Genomic DNA, 17,454 nt, shown 5'->3' with positions numbered 1-17,454 from the left:
ACAGAATCATGCCGCGGGGCACAATTGCAGTGTGAAAGTAGCGATCAGCGGCGCCGGCGTAGCGGGAGCGGCACTTGCCCACTGGCTGCATCGAACCGGCCACACCCCGACATTGATCGAGCGGGCACCGAAATTCCGTACCGGCGGCTACATGATCGACTTTTGGGGCGTTGGCTATCAGGCGGCCAAACGAATGGGCATCGAGGACCCGGTCCGCGCCGCGGGATACCAGATTGAGCGATTGCGTTCGGTCGGCTCCCGCGGCGAAGTCAAGGCCGACCTGAACGTGGACGTCTTTCGCCGGATGATCGGCGAGGATTTCACCAGCCTGCCCCGCGGTGACCTGGCCGCCGCGATCTATGCCACGGTCGAGGACAAGGTCGAAACGTTTTTCGGCGACTCCATCACCGCCATCGACCAGCACAGCGACGGCGTCCATCTCACCTTCGAGAAAAATGCGCCGCGCGATTTCGATCTACTCATCGGCGCCGACGGATTGCACTCCAACGTGCGCCGTCTGGTTTTCGGACCGGAGCACGACTATGAGCACTACCTTGGCTGCAAGGTCGCGGCCTGCGTGGTTGACGATTACTGGCCGCGCGACGAGCTGACGTACGTCCTCTACAACATTCCCGGAAAGCAAGTGGGGCGCGTTGCGCTGCGCGGCGCGCGCATCATGTTTCTGTTCATCTTTCGCGATGAGCACGACGGCGCCGACCTCACACCAAAAAAGCAGTCGCGCAACCAATTCGGTGATGCCGGCTGGGAGTGTAATGAAATCTTGGCCGCACTGGACAACGTTGATGACCTCTACTTCGATGTGGTGAGCCAGATCAAGATGGACCGCTGGTCACGCGATCGGGTGCTGCTGATCGGAGACGCGGCCGGGTGCATCTCACTGCTCGGCGGCGAGGGCACCGGTCTGGCCATGACCGAGGCGTATGTGCTGGCCGGGGAACTGGAGCGCGCCGGCGGCGACCACCGCCGCGCTTTCGATGCCTACGAGGCGCAGTTGCGCCCCTTCATCGCGGACAAGCAGGCCGGGGCGGCCAGGTTCATCGGGTTTTTCGCCACGCGCACCCGATTTGGTTTGTGGTTCCGCAACATTGCGATGCGCACGATGAACATCGGCCCGTTGGCAACGCTTTTCGCCGGTAGCGTGCGCGACGACTTCGAACTGCCCGACTACGACTTGGCGTGAGCGACCGGGCAGCCCGGCGCCTCCGGCACCGCCGGTGACACCGCGGTGATCGCGCGGACACGGATGCGCGCGTCGTCCCGGTGCGGCACCAAGATGACGTGTTTGAGCTTGTAGCGCTCGTCGGGTGCTGTGGTGGTGGCCAAGTCAACCCGGCGCAGAATCTCGCGCAGCACGACCCGCATCTCGACCATGGCGAAGGTCGCCCCGAGGCAGCGTCGATTTCCGCCGCCGAACGGCAGCCACGTGGTCGGGGTCAGGGTCGCGTCGATCATCCGATCGGGGTCGAACCGGTCCGGGTCCGGATACACCTCGGCATTGGCGTGCACCAGACCGATACCGGCCACCACCATGGTTCCGGCCGGCAGTTGATAGCCGGCCAACTCGGTGGGTTCGGTCAGGATGCGGCCCACGTCGAACACCACCGGGCGGATGCGCAGCGTCTCTTTTGCCAGGGCGTCGAGATACTCGTCGCCGGATGGATCACCCGCCGCGCTGGCCTCGGCCGCCCGCACCGCCTTGGCCAGTATCGCCGGGTGGCGGGTCAGCCGCTCCAGCGCCCAGGCCAAGCCGGTGGCCGTGGTGTCGTGCCCGGCTACCAGCAGAGTCATCAGTTGGTCGCGTAGTTCCTCGTCGGTCATCCGGCCCGACGGTTTGGCGGTGTCCCCGTCGACCGCCCGGACCAGCGTGGCCAGCACGTCGGTGCGTTCGGCGAGATTCGGGTCGGCGCGCCGCTCGGCAATCTCGGCGTAAAGCAGCTCGTTGGCCTCGTCGATAGCGCGGCGCAACCGGCGCCAGGCACGGCGACTCAGCAGGTCCGGCTTGGCAAGCGCCAGCGTCTCCCACGGCCCCACGTTGAGTAGCCGCGGCATGACCTTGCGCAGGGCGGCCAGCCGGTCCGGGTCGGTGGCACCGATCACGGTGCGCAGGATCACCTCGAGGGTGATCTCAGCCATCTTGGGAGCGACCGCAAAAGGAACGGCCCACCGGCCACCCGGCGATGTTCTCCGCTGCGATCTCGGACATCAGCTGAGCCTGGTGCGCAACGGCTTCACGTTGGAAGGGCGGCAGCATCATGCGACGCCGGTCGCGGTGCACATCGTCGTCGACCACCAGCAACGAGCTCTCTCCGAGCAGTCCGGCCAGCATCGTGTTGGCTTCGCCGGCATGAAAGACGCGCGGATCTCCGGCGAACACCTTCTTGATCACCACCGGATCGGTCACATTGACCATGGTGCCCAGCCCCGCCACGCGCAGCGTGAAAACGCTGCCGTAGCGGCGTTTGCAGGCGGTGAGGAATCTCGGGGCGTGCCGCAACATGAGCGCAGCCTGCACCGCGCGGGGAAGACGAGGTCCGGGTGGCAGCGTGGCGGTTTTCGTCATGACGGTGATTTTACGGGCTTTGTCGAGAACAAAGATCGGGTTTCACAGAGAGCAAAATTGTTGCGCTAGCGGCAACTACTTGCTACCCGGTCCAAATATAAATTACACCAACATATTTCACGCTGTTCAATTTCCGGATTCGGTGAATGATCTTGAAAGACAGTCGCTACCGCTTAGCTCTTTGCCATTTAGGTTGACTTAGGTTGACAGCGTCGGCACAAACCGAGGCGGCCGCCGAACCCCGGTGGCCTGTTCGAAGGCGTAGGCATACCCGATGAGTTTGGGTTCCTGGAATGCGCCGGCGAACAACGACAGGCCGACCGGCAGACCACAGAAATAACCGGCGGGAACGCAGATGTGGGGGTAGCCGGCGACCGCCGGTGGCGTCGAGCAACCGCCGGGCAGGATGTTGTCACCGACGACCGGGTCGATGGCAAACGCCGGTGAACCCTCGGTGGGCGCGACGATCGCATCCAGCCGGTGCTCGCGCAGCGCCTTGTCGATGCCGTCGGCACCTGCGAGGCGGCGCAGTTCGGCCCGCACCCGCAGGTACTGCGAGTCGGTGAGGTCGCCCTTGGCTTGCGACTGCTCGAGAAACTCCTGCCCGAAGTACGGCATCACCTGGCCGGCGTGGGCTCTGTTGAACGCGATGAGTTCGTCGAGGCTGCCGACCGCGGCGCGCGGATGGGCGCCGAGATAGCCATTCAAACTCGCCTTGAGCCCATAGCGGAACAGTTCGAGTTCGAGATCGCCGAAGAAGGGCAGCGAACTGGCCTGGATCGGATCGACGATCTCGGCGCCCAGCGCCGCCAGCTGACCGAGCGCACCCTCGATCAGTGCATCCGTCGCCTCGTGCGCACCGAAGCGCTCCCGGGCCACACCGAGTCGGGCCCCCTGCAGGGCTGCCGGGTCAAGAATTCGGCGATAATCGGTTGCCGTGTGCGCGCCGCCCGCTCGCGTTGTCGGGTCACTGTCATCGACACCCGTCATCACCGTCAACAGCGTCGCAACGTCGGTGACGGTGCGCGCCATCGGGCCCACCATGTCCTGTGGCGATGCCACACCGATGACTCCGGATCGGCTTAGCAGGCCCACCGTTGGCTTCAGACCGACGATCGAGTTGCTCGATGCCGGCCGCACGATGGAACCGTCGACCTCTGCGCCGAGGGCGGCCACACACAGGTTGGCCGCCACCGCGACCGCCGAACCCGAGCTGGAGCCCAGCGGACTTCGGTCCAGCACGTAGGGGTTTCGCACCTGTCCGCCGCGACTGCTCCAGCCACTGCACGGCCGCGTGGAGCGCATATATCCCCACTCGCTCATGTTCGCTTTTCCGAGGATCACTGCGCCAGCATCGCGTAATTGCTTGACCACAAATGCATCTCGAGTTGCGATGTTACCCTCTAGGGCCAGCGAACCGGCCGTTGTGGCCATCTTGTCACCGGTGTCGATGCTGTCCTTGATGACGACGGGGACACCGTGCAACGCCCCACGAATCCGTCCCCCGCTTCGCTCGGCATCGAGCGCCTCGGCGATCGCGAGGGCGTCGGGGTTAACCTCGATGATCGACCGCAGCATCGGACCGGATTGGTCGATCTCGCGGATCCGTCTCAAGTAGCAGTCAGTCAGGCCGGCGGCGGTCCACTCCCCCCGCTCGAAGGCCGTCTGGGTTTCGGCGATGGTGAACTCGGGCAACTCCATGAGATCCCTCCGGAAGCGGTGCCACGCCGGCGGCGGGTCCAGTTCGGTTCAGATCGGCCCGCTGCCGCCTCAGTCGCGGGCGATATAGGCGAGGACTTGCTTCTCGTGGTCGACGTAGTGATCACCGCTGACATCGACAATGACCCGATCAATGGTGCCGCCGACGAACGGGAATGGTGCCGGGTAGTCAGCGACCGCCGAGCCGCTGTCGCGCCCGACGCACAGTCCATCTCCGGTCAGCGAAAACGTGCCCGGCTGGGTGGCGATTTGGGCATCGCCCACGGCTTCGGTGTCGATGTAGAGCGTCAGTGTGCCGAGGGCGCTGAATGTGTCCGGGTCATCGGCGGTCTTGCGGAACTCGGCGGTGAGCACATGCGTCCCGGTGGCAACGGGCTCGGGTGCGCTGATGGTCTGGATTCGCTCGCCGAGCCAGTTGTAGACGTAGTGCAGCCGACCGTCCTTGAGGAACAGGCTGTGCCCGCCGGCCACCCCGCCCTGGGCAAACAGCACGCCCTCGGCCTCCGGGGTGTCGATGGTGACGGCGGCGGCGATGGTGAAGGAGCGGCGCCGGACATTCACCGCGACCGCGTCGGGAACATCGGCGGAGTCCGGGTAGTAGACGTAGTGGGACCGCGGCTCGCCGGGCTCCGGCCGCGGTGAGGCCATGATCTCGAGCGCCGTGCGGTCATCGAGCGGCAGACCCTTGTACACACCCGCGTAGTAGAACCACAGCCCCTTGAGTTCTTCGAGCAGCTCCGGCTTTTCGTCGGCCAGGTCGTGCAATTGGGTGCGGTCGGTACGCAGGTCGTAGAGCTCCCAGCGGTCCTTGTCGAAATTGCTCCAGCCCGACAGCGGCGGGTGCAGGGTGGTGGCCAGCCAGCCCTGGTGATATAGCGCCCGCATGCCCAGCATGGAGTAGAACTGGGTGGCCCGGCCGGGCAGCTGCGGATCGCTGATCGAAGCGGCGAAGCTGTGGCCCTCGATCTGACTTTGGGTCCAGCCGTTGAGAACCGCGGGCGGGTCGACGTCAAGCAGTTCATAAAGCGTCGGCACGATGTCGACGGCGTGCACGTATTGGTCGCGAACCTCGCCGCGCGCGGCGATGCCGGCCGGCCACGAGACAATGAGCGGATCGGCCACCCCGCCCTCGTAGCCGGCGAACCGCTTCCAGTACGGAAACGGTGTGTCGAACGCCCACGCCCACCCGGTGTTGTAGTGGTTATAGGCGGACGGGCCACCCAGGTCGTCGATCCGGGGCAGATTCGCCTCGATGGTGTCGGGGACGTTGTTGAAGAACTTGTTCTCGTTGAACGAACCGTTGGGCCCGCCCTCACCGCTGGCGCCGTTGTCGGAGACGACCACGATGATGGTGTTGTCCAACTGCCCGGATTCGGCCAGGTAGTCCAGGAGCCTGCCGATCTGCTCGTCGGTGTAGGACACGAAGCCCGCGTACACTTCGGCCATTCGCACGAACAGCCGTCGTTCGTCGTCGGTCAATGAGTCCCACGGCCGCACGAAATCGAGTGCGGGCCAGGCCCGGCCGTCTGGACCGGTGATATCGGGTTCACCGTGTGGGTTGATCGGCGACAGTTCGAGGTCCTGGGGTAGCAATCCCATTCGCTTCTGGTTGGCCAGGATCCCCACCCGAATCGCCTGGTAGCCTTCGTCGAACCGGCCGCGGTAGCGATCTGCCCAGTCCTTGAACACGTGGTGGGGCGCGTGGCCGCAGCCCGGACAGAAGTACATGAACCACGGCTTCTGGGGGGCAACGGCCTTGGCGTCGCGGACGAACCGGATCGCCTTGTCCGCCAGATCGGCCGACAGGTGATACCCCTGCTCCGGCGTCGCCGGGGGTTCGACGGTGTGGTTGTCATAGACCAGGTCCGGATACCACTGGTTGGTCTCACCACCCAGGAATCCGTAGAAGCGCTCGAATCCGCGTCCCAGCGGCCACCGGCCCTTCCATGACGACGCATCGCTCTCGTCGCTGGGCGTCAGATGCCACTTGCCCACCGCGTAGGTATTCCAGCCGCGCGCGTTGAGCACCTCCGAGATCATCCCGTTCTCGAACGGAACCCGACCCGAGAATCCTGGGAACCCCGCCGAGGCCTCGGTGATGCAGGCCATGTTGTTCGATGTCGCATTGCGCCCGTTGAGCAGGCTCGAGCGCGTCGGCGAGCACAACGCGGTGGTGTGGAAGTTGGAGTAGCGCACGCCGCTGTCGGCGATTCGGCGCATCGCCGGGGTTTCGATCGGCCCGCCGAACGGTTCCAGCGCGCCGTAGCCGACGTCATCCCAGACGATCATCAGCACGTTGGGAGCGCCGGCGGGTGCGGCCGGCGCCAAGAACGGCCCCCAGTCCGGCTCGGAATCGCGGATATCGGTCGCCACTCGCCCAGACCACTGCGCCACTTCGCGTCACCACCCGTCCAGAAATCGCGTCAACAGCAGCTTAGGTCGGTTGGGACTCTCGGAGGCCAAGTTGACGACAGTGGCTTCGGGCGGCCGCGCCGCACAACAACGCCCGATGGCTGTATCACGGCGTCGGCGGGGCCGCGCCGTCGACCGTAATCCGGCGCGCCACAACGGGTTCTGCCTTGCCCTTGAGGGTCAGCGTGACGACCTCGCCGTCCTGCACGCCCGCAAGACCAGCCACCCGCTCAGACATCACGATCTCCCCGCCCGCGGCCACGGCCTGTAGTCGCGCCGCCGTATTGACGACATCCCCGATCGCGGTGAAGTCGCGGATCTCGCCCTCACCCACGATGCCGACGTATGCCGGGCCGACGTCCAGACCGATGCCGACCTTCAACTGCGGCCCCTCGGCAGTGCCGTAGCCCTGCGCCCGCAGGATGGCGCGGGCGTCACTCACCATGGAATTGACGTAGCGGCCGTCCCGGGTGAGCGGTGCAAAGTAAAGACCCATGACTTCGTCACCGATGAGCTTGTCGACAATCCCGTGCCGAACAATCACCTGCGTCAGTTTCGAGTAGAAGCGATTGAGGGCGGCGACCATTTCATCCGGCGGCACAGTCTCCGCCAGCGCGGTGGAGCCGCGGACGTCGGCGAATAGAACCCCGATCGGCAGCGTGACCCCACCGCCGGGCGCCTTCTCAAAACAGAGTTGGCACCAGCGCGGGTTTTTTCGCGATGGGCTCTTGCCCACGCGACGCATCAGCCAGCCGCCGAATCCCGCGAACGGATTGCCGCAGGCTTCGCACCGCGGGGCCGCGGGAAGGCTGGAGATGAGTCGAATTCCCCGACGCACCGAGGCGTGGCCAAAGTACTCGAAGAAACGCTCCCATTCCTCCGCGTTGGCCTGCGCCCCGTCCGGGCGCGGTGGGGTGCGTCCGCGCGCCATCAGTCGATTCTTACACCACTAGCCCTGTCGACGCAGCCATCGGACATCTACTTGTAGGCAACGGCGGCGCTCGAGCCGGCGGCCAGTGCGATCACCTCGAAGGAACGGAATCCGGCTGCACCGCACCATTTTCGGAAGTCGGCGCCCGTGTAGTCGAATGCGTCACCGAACTCGATCAGCATATTCAGCGACATCATCAGCCCTGCGGTGTTTTTCCGGCGGGCGTCGTCGATCAGCGTCTCGATCGCGATGAACGCCCCGCCCTCGGGCAGGGCCTCGTAGGCTTTCGCGATCAACCGTTGCTTGCCGTCGAGGTTCCAGTCATGCAGGATCTGGCCCATCGTGATGACATCGGCGCTCGGCAGCGGATCGGCAAAGAAGTCGCCGGACACCGAACGCACCCGGTCACCGAGTCCCTGCTCACTGAGCTTGCGCCGCGTGATGTCGGTTACCGCGGGCAGATCAAAGCTGATGCATTGCAGGTGGGGATGGGCGGCGGCGGCCGTCCGTGACAGCAGCCCGTTGGCGCCGCCGACATCGCAGAGGCTGCCGTAGCGCTGGAACGGAAAGCGTTTCACCAGCAGCTCGCAGTTGCGCCGCGATGCGGAATCCATGGCACCCAGGAAGACCTCGAGACGTCGCGGATCGGCATAGACCGTCTCGAAGAACGGCCGGCCCGTCTGCTTGATCTCGTTCTGCGGCTTGCCCGTCTGCAGCGCGTCGGTGAGGTCCGCCCAGAACCGATAGTTGCGTTGGTCCCAAATCTTGAGCAGACCGCCCTGGTACTCGGGGCTGGCTTCATCCAGGTACCGCGCGGTCTCCGCTGTGTTGCGGTAGCGAGCGTCTGGTCCGTCGCCGTCGCGCGCCAGCAGGTCCAGCGATACCAAGGCATCGAGGAAGTCCGTCGCCGGCCGCGGCACCAGCCCGAGAAGTTCGGCAAGGGCCTGCGCCGTCATCGCCCGGTCGCCCAGTTCGGTGAACAACCCAAGTCCGACCGCGGTGAGCAGCACTTTCGACGGGCCGTATCCGGCGCCGATTGCCATGATCCGATCGGGGCTCGACTGATCCATTACGCGCCCCGCCGAGCCCAGTCCATCAACCTCATCAAGCAAGCAGTCTATGGCCGTCACCGAGCTGTGCCGGGCCGGTCCGCGTCACAACGGTCGGGAACGGACTATCCAGCGCCGGAGTCGACGGCGGCCGCCGGCGCTTGCGGAGCCACACCGTGAGCTGGCGCCGCGTTGTCTTGCCAGGTGTCAACCGTGCAGCCGGCGAGCCCGAATGCCCCGAACACGGCGGCCAGCACCACCAACCCGCGCGCCACCGGCCGACGGTTCTTGCTGATACCAATCATCGTTGTTTTCTCCCTGATCGTTGGAACCGAACTGAACGGCCTTGATACCCAAGGCTTGATGCCGCTAACGCTGTTCGCCATGTCTTTTTCGCGAAGGACTCTGGCGCACCACACGCTCAAGTACGCAACGCGGGCCCGAGTCGCCGCCACCCTGAGCACATCCGGTTGGGTGCAATCCCACGTCACTGACCTGAGTGCCGATGCGACCAGCCATTACCAGATGCCTCGGAAGAAGCCCGAGAGATTGTTGCCGATGTTGGAAACGCCCGACACGAGGCTGGTGACGGAGAAGGGCAGGACGCCTGTGTTGGCGATCCCCGACACGCCGCTGCCCAGGTTGTAGAAGCCCGAGGACAGGCCACCGTAGTTCTGGTAGCCCGAGCCGCCCAGCAGCCCCGCCGGGTTGGTGTTGAACCAACCCGACAAACCCGAGCCGTTGTTGGCGTAACCCAAGTTCCCGCCGGCGCCGGTGTTGAAGAACCCCGACGAAGGTGTGGCGCTTGTGTTGAGGTAGCCCGGTCCACCCGGGATGGCGAATTCGGCAAGAGTGGTGCTGGGCAGGTGGATGCTGGGGATGGTGATCGGGGGCGTCGTGAACCCACCGATTCCGATTGGCGCAATGGTGAACTCGTTCGTGGTGAATGCCGGGATGTTGATTTGCGGCAGGGTGAACCCGGCAACCGCGATTGGATCAATCGTGAACGGATCCGTACTGATCGGCGGAGTCGAAATCTGCGGCAACGTGAACCAGGGCTCCGGCGTTGTTGATTAGCAGGCTTGTGAGCTGGGTTGATGATCTTTGGTGCCGCGCTATTGGGGCCGGAGTGTAGGCACGGGCTCTCTGGAGAACGATCGAGTTGGTTACTGTTCGTCGTTGGTCTGGAGTTGCCCGTGCCTACCGTTTCAGTATTGCCTGTGTCGTCGGTTCCAGAGGTGTTCGACCGCTGGAGTCCTGGTGAGCGCAGCGAGCTCATCGGATCGGAGTTTCTCGATGTGTTGGTCTCGGTGCCAGACCCGAGGGACCCACGCGGTCGGAGGTATTCGCTGATGGCTTTGTTGGCGATCGCGGTTCTGGCCACTGCCGCGGGGATGCGCGGCTATGCTGGTTTTGCCACATGGGCGGCCACCGCTCCCGATGATGTGTTGGCCTAATTAGGGGTCCGGTTCCGGCGGCCCAGTGAGAAGACCTTCCGCGCTGTTTTGTCTCGGCTAGACCCCTCCGACCTCAACGCCAGGATGGGCAGTTACTTCACTGCACACGTGGCCAGCAGCGACCCCAGTGGATTGGTGCCGATCGCGTTGGACGGCAAGATGCTGCGTGGTGCCTTTACGCGCCAAAGCGACAGCCACGCATCTCGTGTCGGTGTTCGCCCACCGTGCCCGATTGGTGCTCGGTCAACTCGCTGTCGCCGAGAAAAGCAATGAAATTCCCTGCGTACGTGCCCTGCTCACGCTGCTGCCGGGTAGCTTGCGGTGGCTGGTCACCGTGGATGCGATGCATACCCAGGTCGTCACCGCGAAGTTGATCTGCGCCACCTTGAAGTCGCACTACCTGATGATCGTCAAGTCCAACCAAGCCAAAATACTTGCGCGTATCACCGCGCTGCCCTGGGCCGAGGTGCCCACAGCCGCTACCGACGACTCCCGCGGCCACGGCCGTGTCGAGACCCGCACCCTGCAAATCATCACCGCTGCACGAGGAATCGGCTTCCCCTACGCAAAACAAATCATCCGGATCACTCGTGAACGCTTGATCACCGCCACCGACCAGCGCAGCGTGGAGGTGGTCTATGCCATCTACAGCCTGCCGTTCGAGCACGCCCGCCCTACCGCGATCATGACCTGGATGCGTCAACACTGGGGAATCGAGAACAGCCTGCACTGGATACGCGACGTCACCTTCGACGAAGACCATCAAAGGGCACATACCGGAAACGGCGCACAGGTCCTAGCAACGCTACGCAACACCGCGATCAATCTGCACCGCCTCAACGGCGCCGACAACATCACCGAAGCCTGCCGGATCACCGCTTTGACCGCCAACCGCCACCTAGACCTCCTCAATCCACAATTCCCCAGCTCACAAGCCTGCTAATCAACAACGCCGGAGCCCTGGCCTCACCCCAGGGCCGCGTAATTGTTGAATCAACGTCAAACGCGGATCGTCTAGGTTTGGGCAAACCGGTGGAGCGCTGCCTGGCCATCGTCACTAACGCCGGCCATGTAACAAACGTAACAACAAAAATCCTTGACCCGAGTCGATAGTATAGAGACTATTGACTATAGAAACTATTGATATATGCAAGCCTATGGTTCGCCGCCTGTTCCGCCGTCTGTGGTTGATAGGACGTTCGCTTCACGAGAGGAGGGTTAAGTCGGCCCCGAGGCCAGCGAGGATGCGAATGGATGTGCGACGGGGAAGGGCAAGGTTCATAGATGTTCAGGCTCACGTTCGATGAAGTAGGAACCCACGCCAAGGGAGATCTACGGTGCCCGGAGAACCAGTTCAACAAGCTGGGTTCACGGACATTTGCCTTTCTAGGCCGCCAGAGTTGGCTGGATCGGCCGAGCTACCGGCTCGAACACCTGCTGAGCGTCTTGTTCTACACGCTAGGCGGTGCTCGAGAGCGCATCACGAACGCACTGCACGGCGTGTGGCTTGGCCATCCGCTGCACCCGCCGTTGGCATCTTTGACCAGCGGCGCCATCGGGACCACGGTGGCCCTTGATCTGATCAGCGTTCTACCTGGCCTGCCGCGCACAGAGGTTGTCGACGCTTCACGTTTTGCCAAACGTTCGCTTGGGCTTGGGATTCTGACCAGCGTCGCAGCAACGGTCACCGACGCAACCGACTGGCAGCACACCCACGAGCGGGAACGTCGCATCGGCCTCATTCATCGGGTGTTAAACCTGGTTGCGACAGCGCTTTACGCCACGTCATGGTGGCACCGACGTCGGGGCTGCCATTGGCATGGAATCACGATCAGTGCACTCGGCTACGGCATGACCGCGGCCACGAGCTATCTCGGTGGTGCGTTGGTGTTCGAGTCGGGTATCGGAATCGACCAGTCCGGTCAGCGGCTGGAAACCGATGAGTGGATACCGGTGCTGCCGGAAGGCTCGCTGCAGAAGGGAAAACCGCAACGCGTCGAGGCCGGCGGGCTCGGACTGGTCGTCTGCCGGACCGACGACGCGACGGTAGCCGCATTCGGCGAGTTCTGCCCGCACCTGGCGGCACCGATGGCAGACGGGTGGATCGACAAGGGCTCAATCGTTTGTCCCTGGCATGGATCACGCTTCGACGTGGATTCGGGTGAGGTGGTGCGCGGACCCGCAACCGCACCTTTGCCCTGCTACCTGACGCGATTCGCGAACGGGATGATCGAAGTCCGCAACGGATCGCCGGCCTCCCTCGTCGCTGGTGAAGGAGTGGCCAAGTGAACGTCTACCAAGTGCTACAGGAGCACCACCGGATACTCAAGGGATTATGCCAGAAAATCACGATCGCACGACCGGGCAGCGCACATCGTGGACGTTATCTGGATGAACTGCTGCTTGAGCTCGACATCCACTTCCGCATCGAAGACGACATCTATTATCCCGCGCTGTCAGCCGCCAGCACCCTGCTCGCGATCGCCCACGCAGAACACCGCCAGGTGTTTGACCAACTTGCGACGTTCTTGCGGACCTCACCGTTATCGTCAGCGTATGAGGACGAATGGTGTTCGTTCACAACTGTTTTGGAGGCCCACGCCGACGAAGAGGAACGCGACATGATTCCGGTGCCCCCATCGGTAAAACTGAGTGACGAAGATCTTGATGTGTTGGGCAGTCAGATGCAGTGTCGCATCGAGGAACTGCGCAACTCTAAAGTCCAACGGCTACGCGTGCGGGGTAGGACGGCTGTGTTTCGAGCGATGCACCGACCGCACCTGAGTCGAGATGGCCATCACCCAATTAGGTGACATTGAAGCAACCATCACACCACCGCGACCCGGGCTTAATGAGGGCCGTCTTATCCGTCATACCGTACGACATACGGTATGACCTTTTCACTAGGCCACTTGTAAAAACGTCGGTGCCCTCCTAGTGTGGGAGTCGATGAGCAGGAATGGGGCACGAACTCCACGCGGCGAGGCCGGCTGGTGTCCCCGGGTAAAGGCAAGTGTCAGAGGTAGGGGCGAGGACACGGGGTTGCCCGCGGTTGAACTAGGTCCGCTGTATGCCGCGATAGCCAGCACGCCGCGCCTGGCCGTCGGCCGATTGCTTTGGGCCGGAGGCCGATCATGGGACGCCCAAGAAGGGGCATCAACCCGATGAGTTTTTGCGATGCCGGCAAGGTTTACCTCGAAATCGGAGTGAACGGTGAGGCCGCCAAGGACGAAAACCTGAACGTGCCCTACGGCGCCGAAGAGACGGCACGCGATGTGGTGGAGTGCACTCAACACGGGGCAACCGTGGTCCACTACCATGCACGCTACGACGATGGTCGGCAAGCCTGGGCCAACGACGACGTCTCGCGCACCATCTTGGGTACCGCAGCCCGCGAGGTCGACGCGCTAGGCTACCCCGCCTACGCCGGAACCCTCGACCACATCTGGGCGCTAGCCGAGCGCCCGCCGGTCGGCACAGGGTTGTTGCTTGCTCCGTTCGAGCCGGCTCAGCACGTCAAGCGCGTCCTGTGGCTCGAAGACGAAAACCAATTCCATACGGTCGATTCCGGCGCTCGCGAGCCAAACAACTCTCATCCGCCGTACCCGCCCGAGCTTGATGGCTTCACCAAGCTGGGCCTGGTGCCCAGCATCGCAGTGTTCAACGCCGTGGACCTACGGTGGGTCATCTTGGCCGCCCGCATCGGGATCTTGCGGCAACCCCTCAACATCAAGCTGTTCTTTTCCGATCGTTGGGTGTCGTATAACGACCCGGACCCCGACGTCATCGATTTCCTGGTCTCACGCATCCCTAAGTGGATCGACCACGAAATCGTCGTCGTACCGTATGCGATGAACTCCGCCGAGCGGTGTCAAGAGCTCTGGGAGCATGCCCTAAACCGTGGACTGGGCATTCGGGTCGGAATCGGGGACTGCCCGTTGGCGTTTCGGACTCCTACAAACTCCCAAATGGTGGATCGCGCAGTCGATCTGATCACCAAACGAGGACTCAACCCGGCCACACAGGCGGATATGCGCGCGCGCTTCGCTTCGGCCGAGGTCGACGACAGCGAGTTGGTAAGAGTGGTCGTCAACCGTAACCGCTGTCTGGGTTGGGGGGTGTGCTACGCGCAGGCGCCAGAGGTGTACCAACCCGATTCCGAAGGCTACTGCGTCGTCATCAAGCCCCGTGTCGATACGAGCCTGCTGGAGAAGGCGCTCGAGGATGCCGCCAGCTGCCCGGAACGAGCCATCCGCGTCGAACTGTGAGAACTTGTGATAATCGGGTCGTCTGACCCGAATTGCTACGCAACACAACCACTTTCGTTCCCGCACAGTCACATCGCAGCATAGGTGTGCGCGAAGAATAACCCCGCAAATACCAAATAATCCGAACCACGGGTGTGCTCGAGGACCTGGGGCAGTATCGCGACCCGTGGGCGCGGACTTTGGCCGGCGATTTGAGCTTTCCGTTGCATGCTCGCGTCGATGCGGCGGGCAGGGTTGTTATCTTGGATGGCGTGCACCGGTTACTGAAAGCCACGGTGCTTGGCGAGCAGCTTGTGAAGGTCCGCTTATTCGGCGACGAGGATCTCTACGCTACATGGCGTAACTATCGGCTGCTGGCGGTGGGTGTTATTCGCTCATGCGGTGTTTAGCAAGAAGATCGCAGCGCGATCGGCTCCGGTGGTTATCTCCTGTCAGGGTGGGGACTTCGGCGTGGTGGACCAGTCTGTCGATCATCGCGGCGGCTGCGACATCGTCAGAGGGGGTTTCTCCCCAGCGCCCGAACGCCCGATTCGAGGTGACTTTGATAGAGCCGAGCTCAAAGCTGGAGGTGATCGCTGGAAGAACAGGTTGGTGGCGTCCTGATCGAACGGGAGGTACCTAACTTCGTCGATGATGAGTTCGTATCTGCGAATGTTCTCCGACTCGGCTTCCGGCCGGTTGCCATCAGGGCTCCGGCGTTGTTGATTAGCAGGCTTGTGAGCTGGGTTGATGATCTTTGGTGCCGCGCTATTGGGGCCGGAGTGTAGGCACGGGCTATCTGGAGAACGATCGAGTTGGTTACTGTTCGTCGTTGGTCTGGAGTTGCCCGTGCCTACCGTTTCAGTATTGCCTGTGTCGTCGGTTCCAGAGGTGTTCGACCGCTGGAGTCCTGGTGAGCGTAGCGAGCTCATCGGATCGGAGTTTCTCGATGTGTTGGTCTCGGTGCCAGACCCGAGGGACCCACGCGGTCGGAGGTATTCGCTGATGGCTTTGTTGGCGATCGCGGTTCTGGCCACTGCCGCGGGGATGCGCGGCTATGCTGGTTTTGCCACATGGGCGGCCACCGCTCCCGATGATGTGTTGGCCTAATTAGGGGTCCGGTTCCGGCGGCCCAGTGAGAAGACCTTCCGCGATGTTTTGTCTCGGCTAGACCCCGCCGACCTCAACGCCAGGATGGGCAGTTACTTCACTGCACACGTGGCCAGCAGCGGCCCCAGTGGATTGGTGCCGATCGCGTTGGACGGCAAGATGCTGCGTGGTGCTTTACGCGCCAAAGCGACAGCCACGCATCTCGTGTCGGTGTTCGCCCACCGTGCCCGATTGGTGCTCGGTCAACTCGCTGTCGCCGAGAAAAGCAATGAAATTCCCTGCGTACGTGCCCTGCTCACGCTGCTGCCGGGTAGCTTGCGGTGGCTGGTCACCGTGGATGCGATGCATACCCAGGTCGTCACCGCGAAGTTGATCTGCGCCACCTTGAAGTCGCACTACCTGATGATCGTCAAGTCCAACCAAGCCAAAATACTTGCGCGTATCACCGCGCTGCCCTGGGCCGAGGTGCCCGCAGCCGCTACCGACGACTCCCGCGGCCACGGCCGTGTCGAGACCCGCACCCTGCAAATCATCACCGCTGCACGAGGAATCGGCTTCCCCTACGCAAAACAAATCATCCGGATCACTCGTGAACGCTTGATCACCGCCACCAGGGCTCCGGCGTTGTTGATTAGCAGGCTTGTGAGCTGGGGAATTGTGGATTGAGGAGGTCTAGGCGGCGGTTGGCGGTCAAAGCGGTGATCCGGCAGGCTTCGGCGATGTTGTCGGCGCCGTTGAGGCGGTGCAGATTGATCGCGGTGTTGCGTAGCGTTGCTAGGACCTGTGCGCCGTTTCCGGTATGTGCCCTTTGACGGTCTTCGTCGAAGGTGACGTCGCGTATCCAGTGCAGGCTGTTCTCGATTCCCCAGTGTTGACGCATCCAGGTCATGATCGCGGTAGGGCGGACGTGCTCGAACGGCAGGCTGCAGATGGCATAGACCACCTCCACGCTGCGCTGGTCGGTGGCGGTGATCAAACGTTCACGAGTGATCCGGATGATTTGTTTTGCGTAGGGGAAGCCGATTCCTCGTGCAGCGGTGATGATTTGCAGGGTGCGGGTCTCGACACGGCCGTGGCCGCGGGAGTCGTCGGTAGCGGCTGCGGGCACCTCGGCCCAGGGCAGCGCGGTGATACGCGCAAGTATTTTGGCTTGGTTGGACTTGACGATCATCAGGTAGTGCGACTTCAAGGTGGCGCAGATCAACTTCGCGGTGACGACCTGGGTATGCATCGCATCCACGGTGACCAGCCACCGCAAGCTACCCGGCAGCAGCGTGAGCAGGGCACGTACGCAGGGAATTTCATTGCTTTTCTCGGCGACAGCGAGTTGACCGAGCACCAATCGGGCACGGTGGGCGAACACCGACACGAGATGCGTGGCTGTCGCTTTGGCGCGTAAAGGCACCACGCAGCATCTTGCCGTCCAACGCGATCGGCACCAATCCACTGGGGTCGCTGCTGGCCACGTGTGCAGTGAAGTAACTGCCCATCCTGGCGTTGAGGTCGGCGGGGTCTAGCCGAGACAAAACAGCGCGGAAGGTCTTCTCACTGGGCCGCCGGAACCGGACCCCTAATTAGGCCAACACATCATCGGGAGCGGTGGCCGCCCATGTGGCAAAACCAGCATAGCCGCGCATCCCCGCGGCAGTGGCCAGAACCGCGATCGCCAACAAAGCCATCAGCGAATACCTCCGACCGCGTGGGTCCCTCGGGTCTGGCACCGAGACCAACACACCGAGAAACTCCGATCCGATGAGCTCGCTGCGCTCACCAGGACTCCAGCGGTCGAACACCTCTGGAACCGACGACACAGGCAATACTGAAACGGTAGGCACGGGCAACTCCAGACCAACGACGAACAGTAACCAACTCGATCGTTCTCCAGATAGCCCGTGCCTACACTCCGGCCCCAATAGCGCGGCACCAAAGATCATCAACCCAGCTCACA

10 protein-coding genes and 6 pseudogenes are annotated in these 17,454 nt (G+C 63.1%); 7 read left to right on the top strand and 9 right to left on the bottom strand.

The features are described from left to right. Window positions 1–31 precede the first annotated feature (31 nt). Entirely contained in the window at window positions 32–1,201 is a 1,170-nt protein-coding gene (locus tag CKW46_RS07480; RefSeq protein ID WP_117435600.1) for an FAD-binding domain, read from the top strand. Here CKW46_RS07480 and CKW46_RS07475 read toward each other — a convergent pair. The 7 genes and pseudogenes from CKW46_RS07475 to CKW46_RS07445 form a co-directional block, all read right to left on the bottom strand. Beyond that, window positions 1,186–2,581: pseudogene (locus tag CKW46_RS07475) on the bottom strand (cytochrome P450). The gene CKW46_RS07480 and the pseudogene CKW46_RS07475 sit on opposite strands and share 16 nt — an antisense overlap. 198 nt (window positions 2,582–2,779) lie before the next feature. Continuing rightward, entirely contained in the window at window positions 2,780–4,282 is a 1,503-nt protein-coding gene (locus CKW46_RS07470; protein ID WP_015354619.1) for an amidase, read from the bottom strand. Window positions 4,283–4,351: 69 nt separating this feature from the next. Beyond that, a complete protein-coding gene (locus tag CKW46_RS07465; RefSeq protein WP_482053024.1) occupies window positions 4,352–6,694 on the bottom strand; it encodes an arylsulfatase in 2,343 nt (780 codons plus the stop codon). Window positions 6,695–6,818: 124 nt separating this feature from the next. After that, window positions 6,819–7,643 (bottom strand): adenylate/guanylate cyclase domain-containing protein, encoded by an 825-nt coding sequence (locus tag CKW46_RS07460; RefSeq protein WP_015354617.1) that lies wholly within the window; start codon window positions 7,641–7,643, stop codon window positions 6,819–6,821. A gap of 47 nt (window positions 7,644–7,690) precedes the next feature. Beyond that, window positions 7,691–8,713, bottom strand: coding sequence for a methyltransferase (locus CKW46_RS07455; protein WP_015354616.1), 1,023 nt, complete (start codon window positions 8,711–8,713; stop codon window positions 7,691–7,693). Window positions 8,714–8,817: 104 nt separating this feature from the next. Then, a complete protein-coding gene (locus CKW46_RS07450) occupies window positions 8,818–8,997 on the bottom strand; it encodes a hypothetical protein (RefSeq protein WP_020727472.1) in 180 nt (59 codons plus the stop codon). A gap of 213 nt (window positions 8,998–9,210) precedes the next feature. Continuing rightward, window positions 9,211–9,744: pseudogene (locus tag CKW46_RS07445) on the bottom strand (PPE family protein); the annotation flags it as partial. Window positions 9,745–9,888: 144 nt separating this feature from the next. Between CKW46_RS07445 and CKW46_RS07440 the strand changes: the two are divergent. The 5 genes and pseudogenes from CKW46_RS07440 to CKW46_RS07420 all read left to right on the top strand — a co-directional run bounded on the left by CKW46_RS07440 (window position 9,889) and on the right by CKW46_RS07420 (window position 14,806). Then, window positions 9,889–11,092 (top strand): annotated as a pseudogene (locus tag CKW46_RS07440) (ISAs1-like element IS2404/ISMul1 family transposase). A 341-nt stretch (window positions 11,093–11,433) separates the two neighbouring features. After that, window positions 11,434–12,438 carry a Rieske (2Fe-2S) protein gene (locus tag CKW46_RS07435; protein WP_482053023.1) on the top strand — a complete coding sequence of 335 codons (1,005 nt, stop codon included), beginning with the start codon at window positions 11,434–11,436 and terminating at the stop codon, window positions 12,436–12,438. Next, window positions 12,435–12,962 carry a hemerythrin domain-containing protein gene (locus CKW46_RS07430; protein WP_117435715.1) on the top strand — a complete coding sequence of 176 codons (528 nt, stop codon included), beginning with the start codon at window positions 12,435–12,437 and terminating at the stop codon, window positions 12,960–12,962. Before CKW46_RS07435 ends, CKW46_RS07430 begins: the two co-directional genes overlap by 4 nt. A gap of 351 nt (window positions 12,963–13,313) precedes the next feature. Further along, on the top strand, window positions 13,314–14,417 hold the full coding sequence (locus CKW46_RS07425; RefSeq protein ID WP_117435716.1) for a 3-keto-5-aminohexanoate cleavage protein: 1,104 nt from the start codon (window positions 13,314–13,316) through the stop codon (window positions 14,415–14,417). 134 nt (window positions 14,418–14,551) lie between these two features. After that, complete coding sequence (locus CKW46_RS07420; protein ID WP_482053022.1) at window positions 14,552–14,806, top strand: hypothetical protein; 255 nt, start codon at window positions 14,552–14,554, stop codon at window positions 14,804–14,806. Here the strand turns inward: CKW46_RS07420 and CKW46_RS07415 are convergent. After that, window positions 14,784–15,082, bottom strand: a pseudogene (locus tag CKW46_RS07415) (ATP-binding protein); the annotation flags it as partial. The gene CKW46_RS07420 and the pseudogene CKW46_RS07415 sit on opposite strands and share 23 nt — an antisense overlap. Before the next feature lie 163 nt (window positions 15,083–15,245). Here CKW46_RS07415 and CKW46_RS07410 point away from each other — a divergent pair. Next, window positions 15,246–16,118: pseudogene (locus CKW46_RS07410) on the top strand (ISAs1 family transposase); the annotation flags it as partial. A 19-nt stretch (window positions 16,119–16,137) separates the two neighbouring features. Here the strand turns inward: CKW46_RS07410 and CKW46_RS07405 are convergent. Continuing rightward, a pseudogene (locus tag CKW46_RS07405) lies at window positions 16,138–17,341 on the bottom strand (ISAs1-like element IS2404/ISMul1 family transposase). Between the last annotated feature and the right edge of the window lie 113 nt (window positions 17,342–17,454).

The organism is Mycobacterium liflandii, assembly GCF_022354805.1.
Classification (GTDB): domain Bacteria; phylum Actinomycetota; class Actinomycetes; order Mycobacteriales; family Mycobacteriaceae; genus Mycobacterium; species Mycobacterium marinum.
Note: the sequence above shows the minus strand (reverse complement) of the source record. Positions and strands in the feature narration are given on the sequence as shown.

Bases quoted from the DNA above. Each gene is read 5' to 3' on its own strand.
- CKW46_RS07470 (WP_015354619.1), bottom strand. From the start codon at position 4,282: ATGGAGTTGCCCGAGTTCACCATCGCCGAAACCCAGACGGCCTTCGAG.
- CKW46_RS07460 (WP_015354617.1), bottom strand. From the start codon at position 7,643: ATGGCGCGCGGACGCACCCCACCGCGCCCGGACGGGGCGCAGGCCAAC.
- CKW46_RS07455 (WP_015354616.1), bottom strand. From the start codon at position 8,713: ATGGATCAGTCGAGCCCCGATCGGATCATGGCAATCGGCGCCGGATAC.
- CKW46_RS07450 (WP_020727472.1), bottom strand. From the start codon at position 8,997: ATGATTGGTATCAGCAAGAACCGTCGGCCGGTGGCGCGCGGGTTGGTG.
- CKW46_RS07435 (WP_482053023.1), top strand. From the start codon at position 11,434: ATGTTCAGGCTCACGTTCGATGAAGTAGGAACCCACGCCAAGGGAGAT.
- CKW46_RS07425 (WP_117435716.1), top strand. From the start codon at position 13,314: ATGAGTTTTTGCGATGCCGGCAAGGTTTACCTCGAAATCGGAGTGAAC.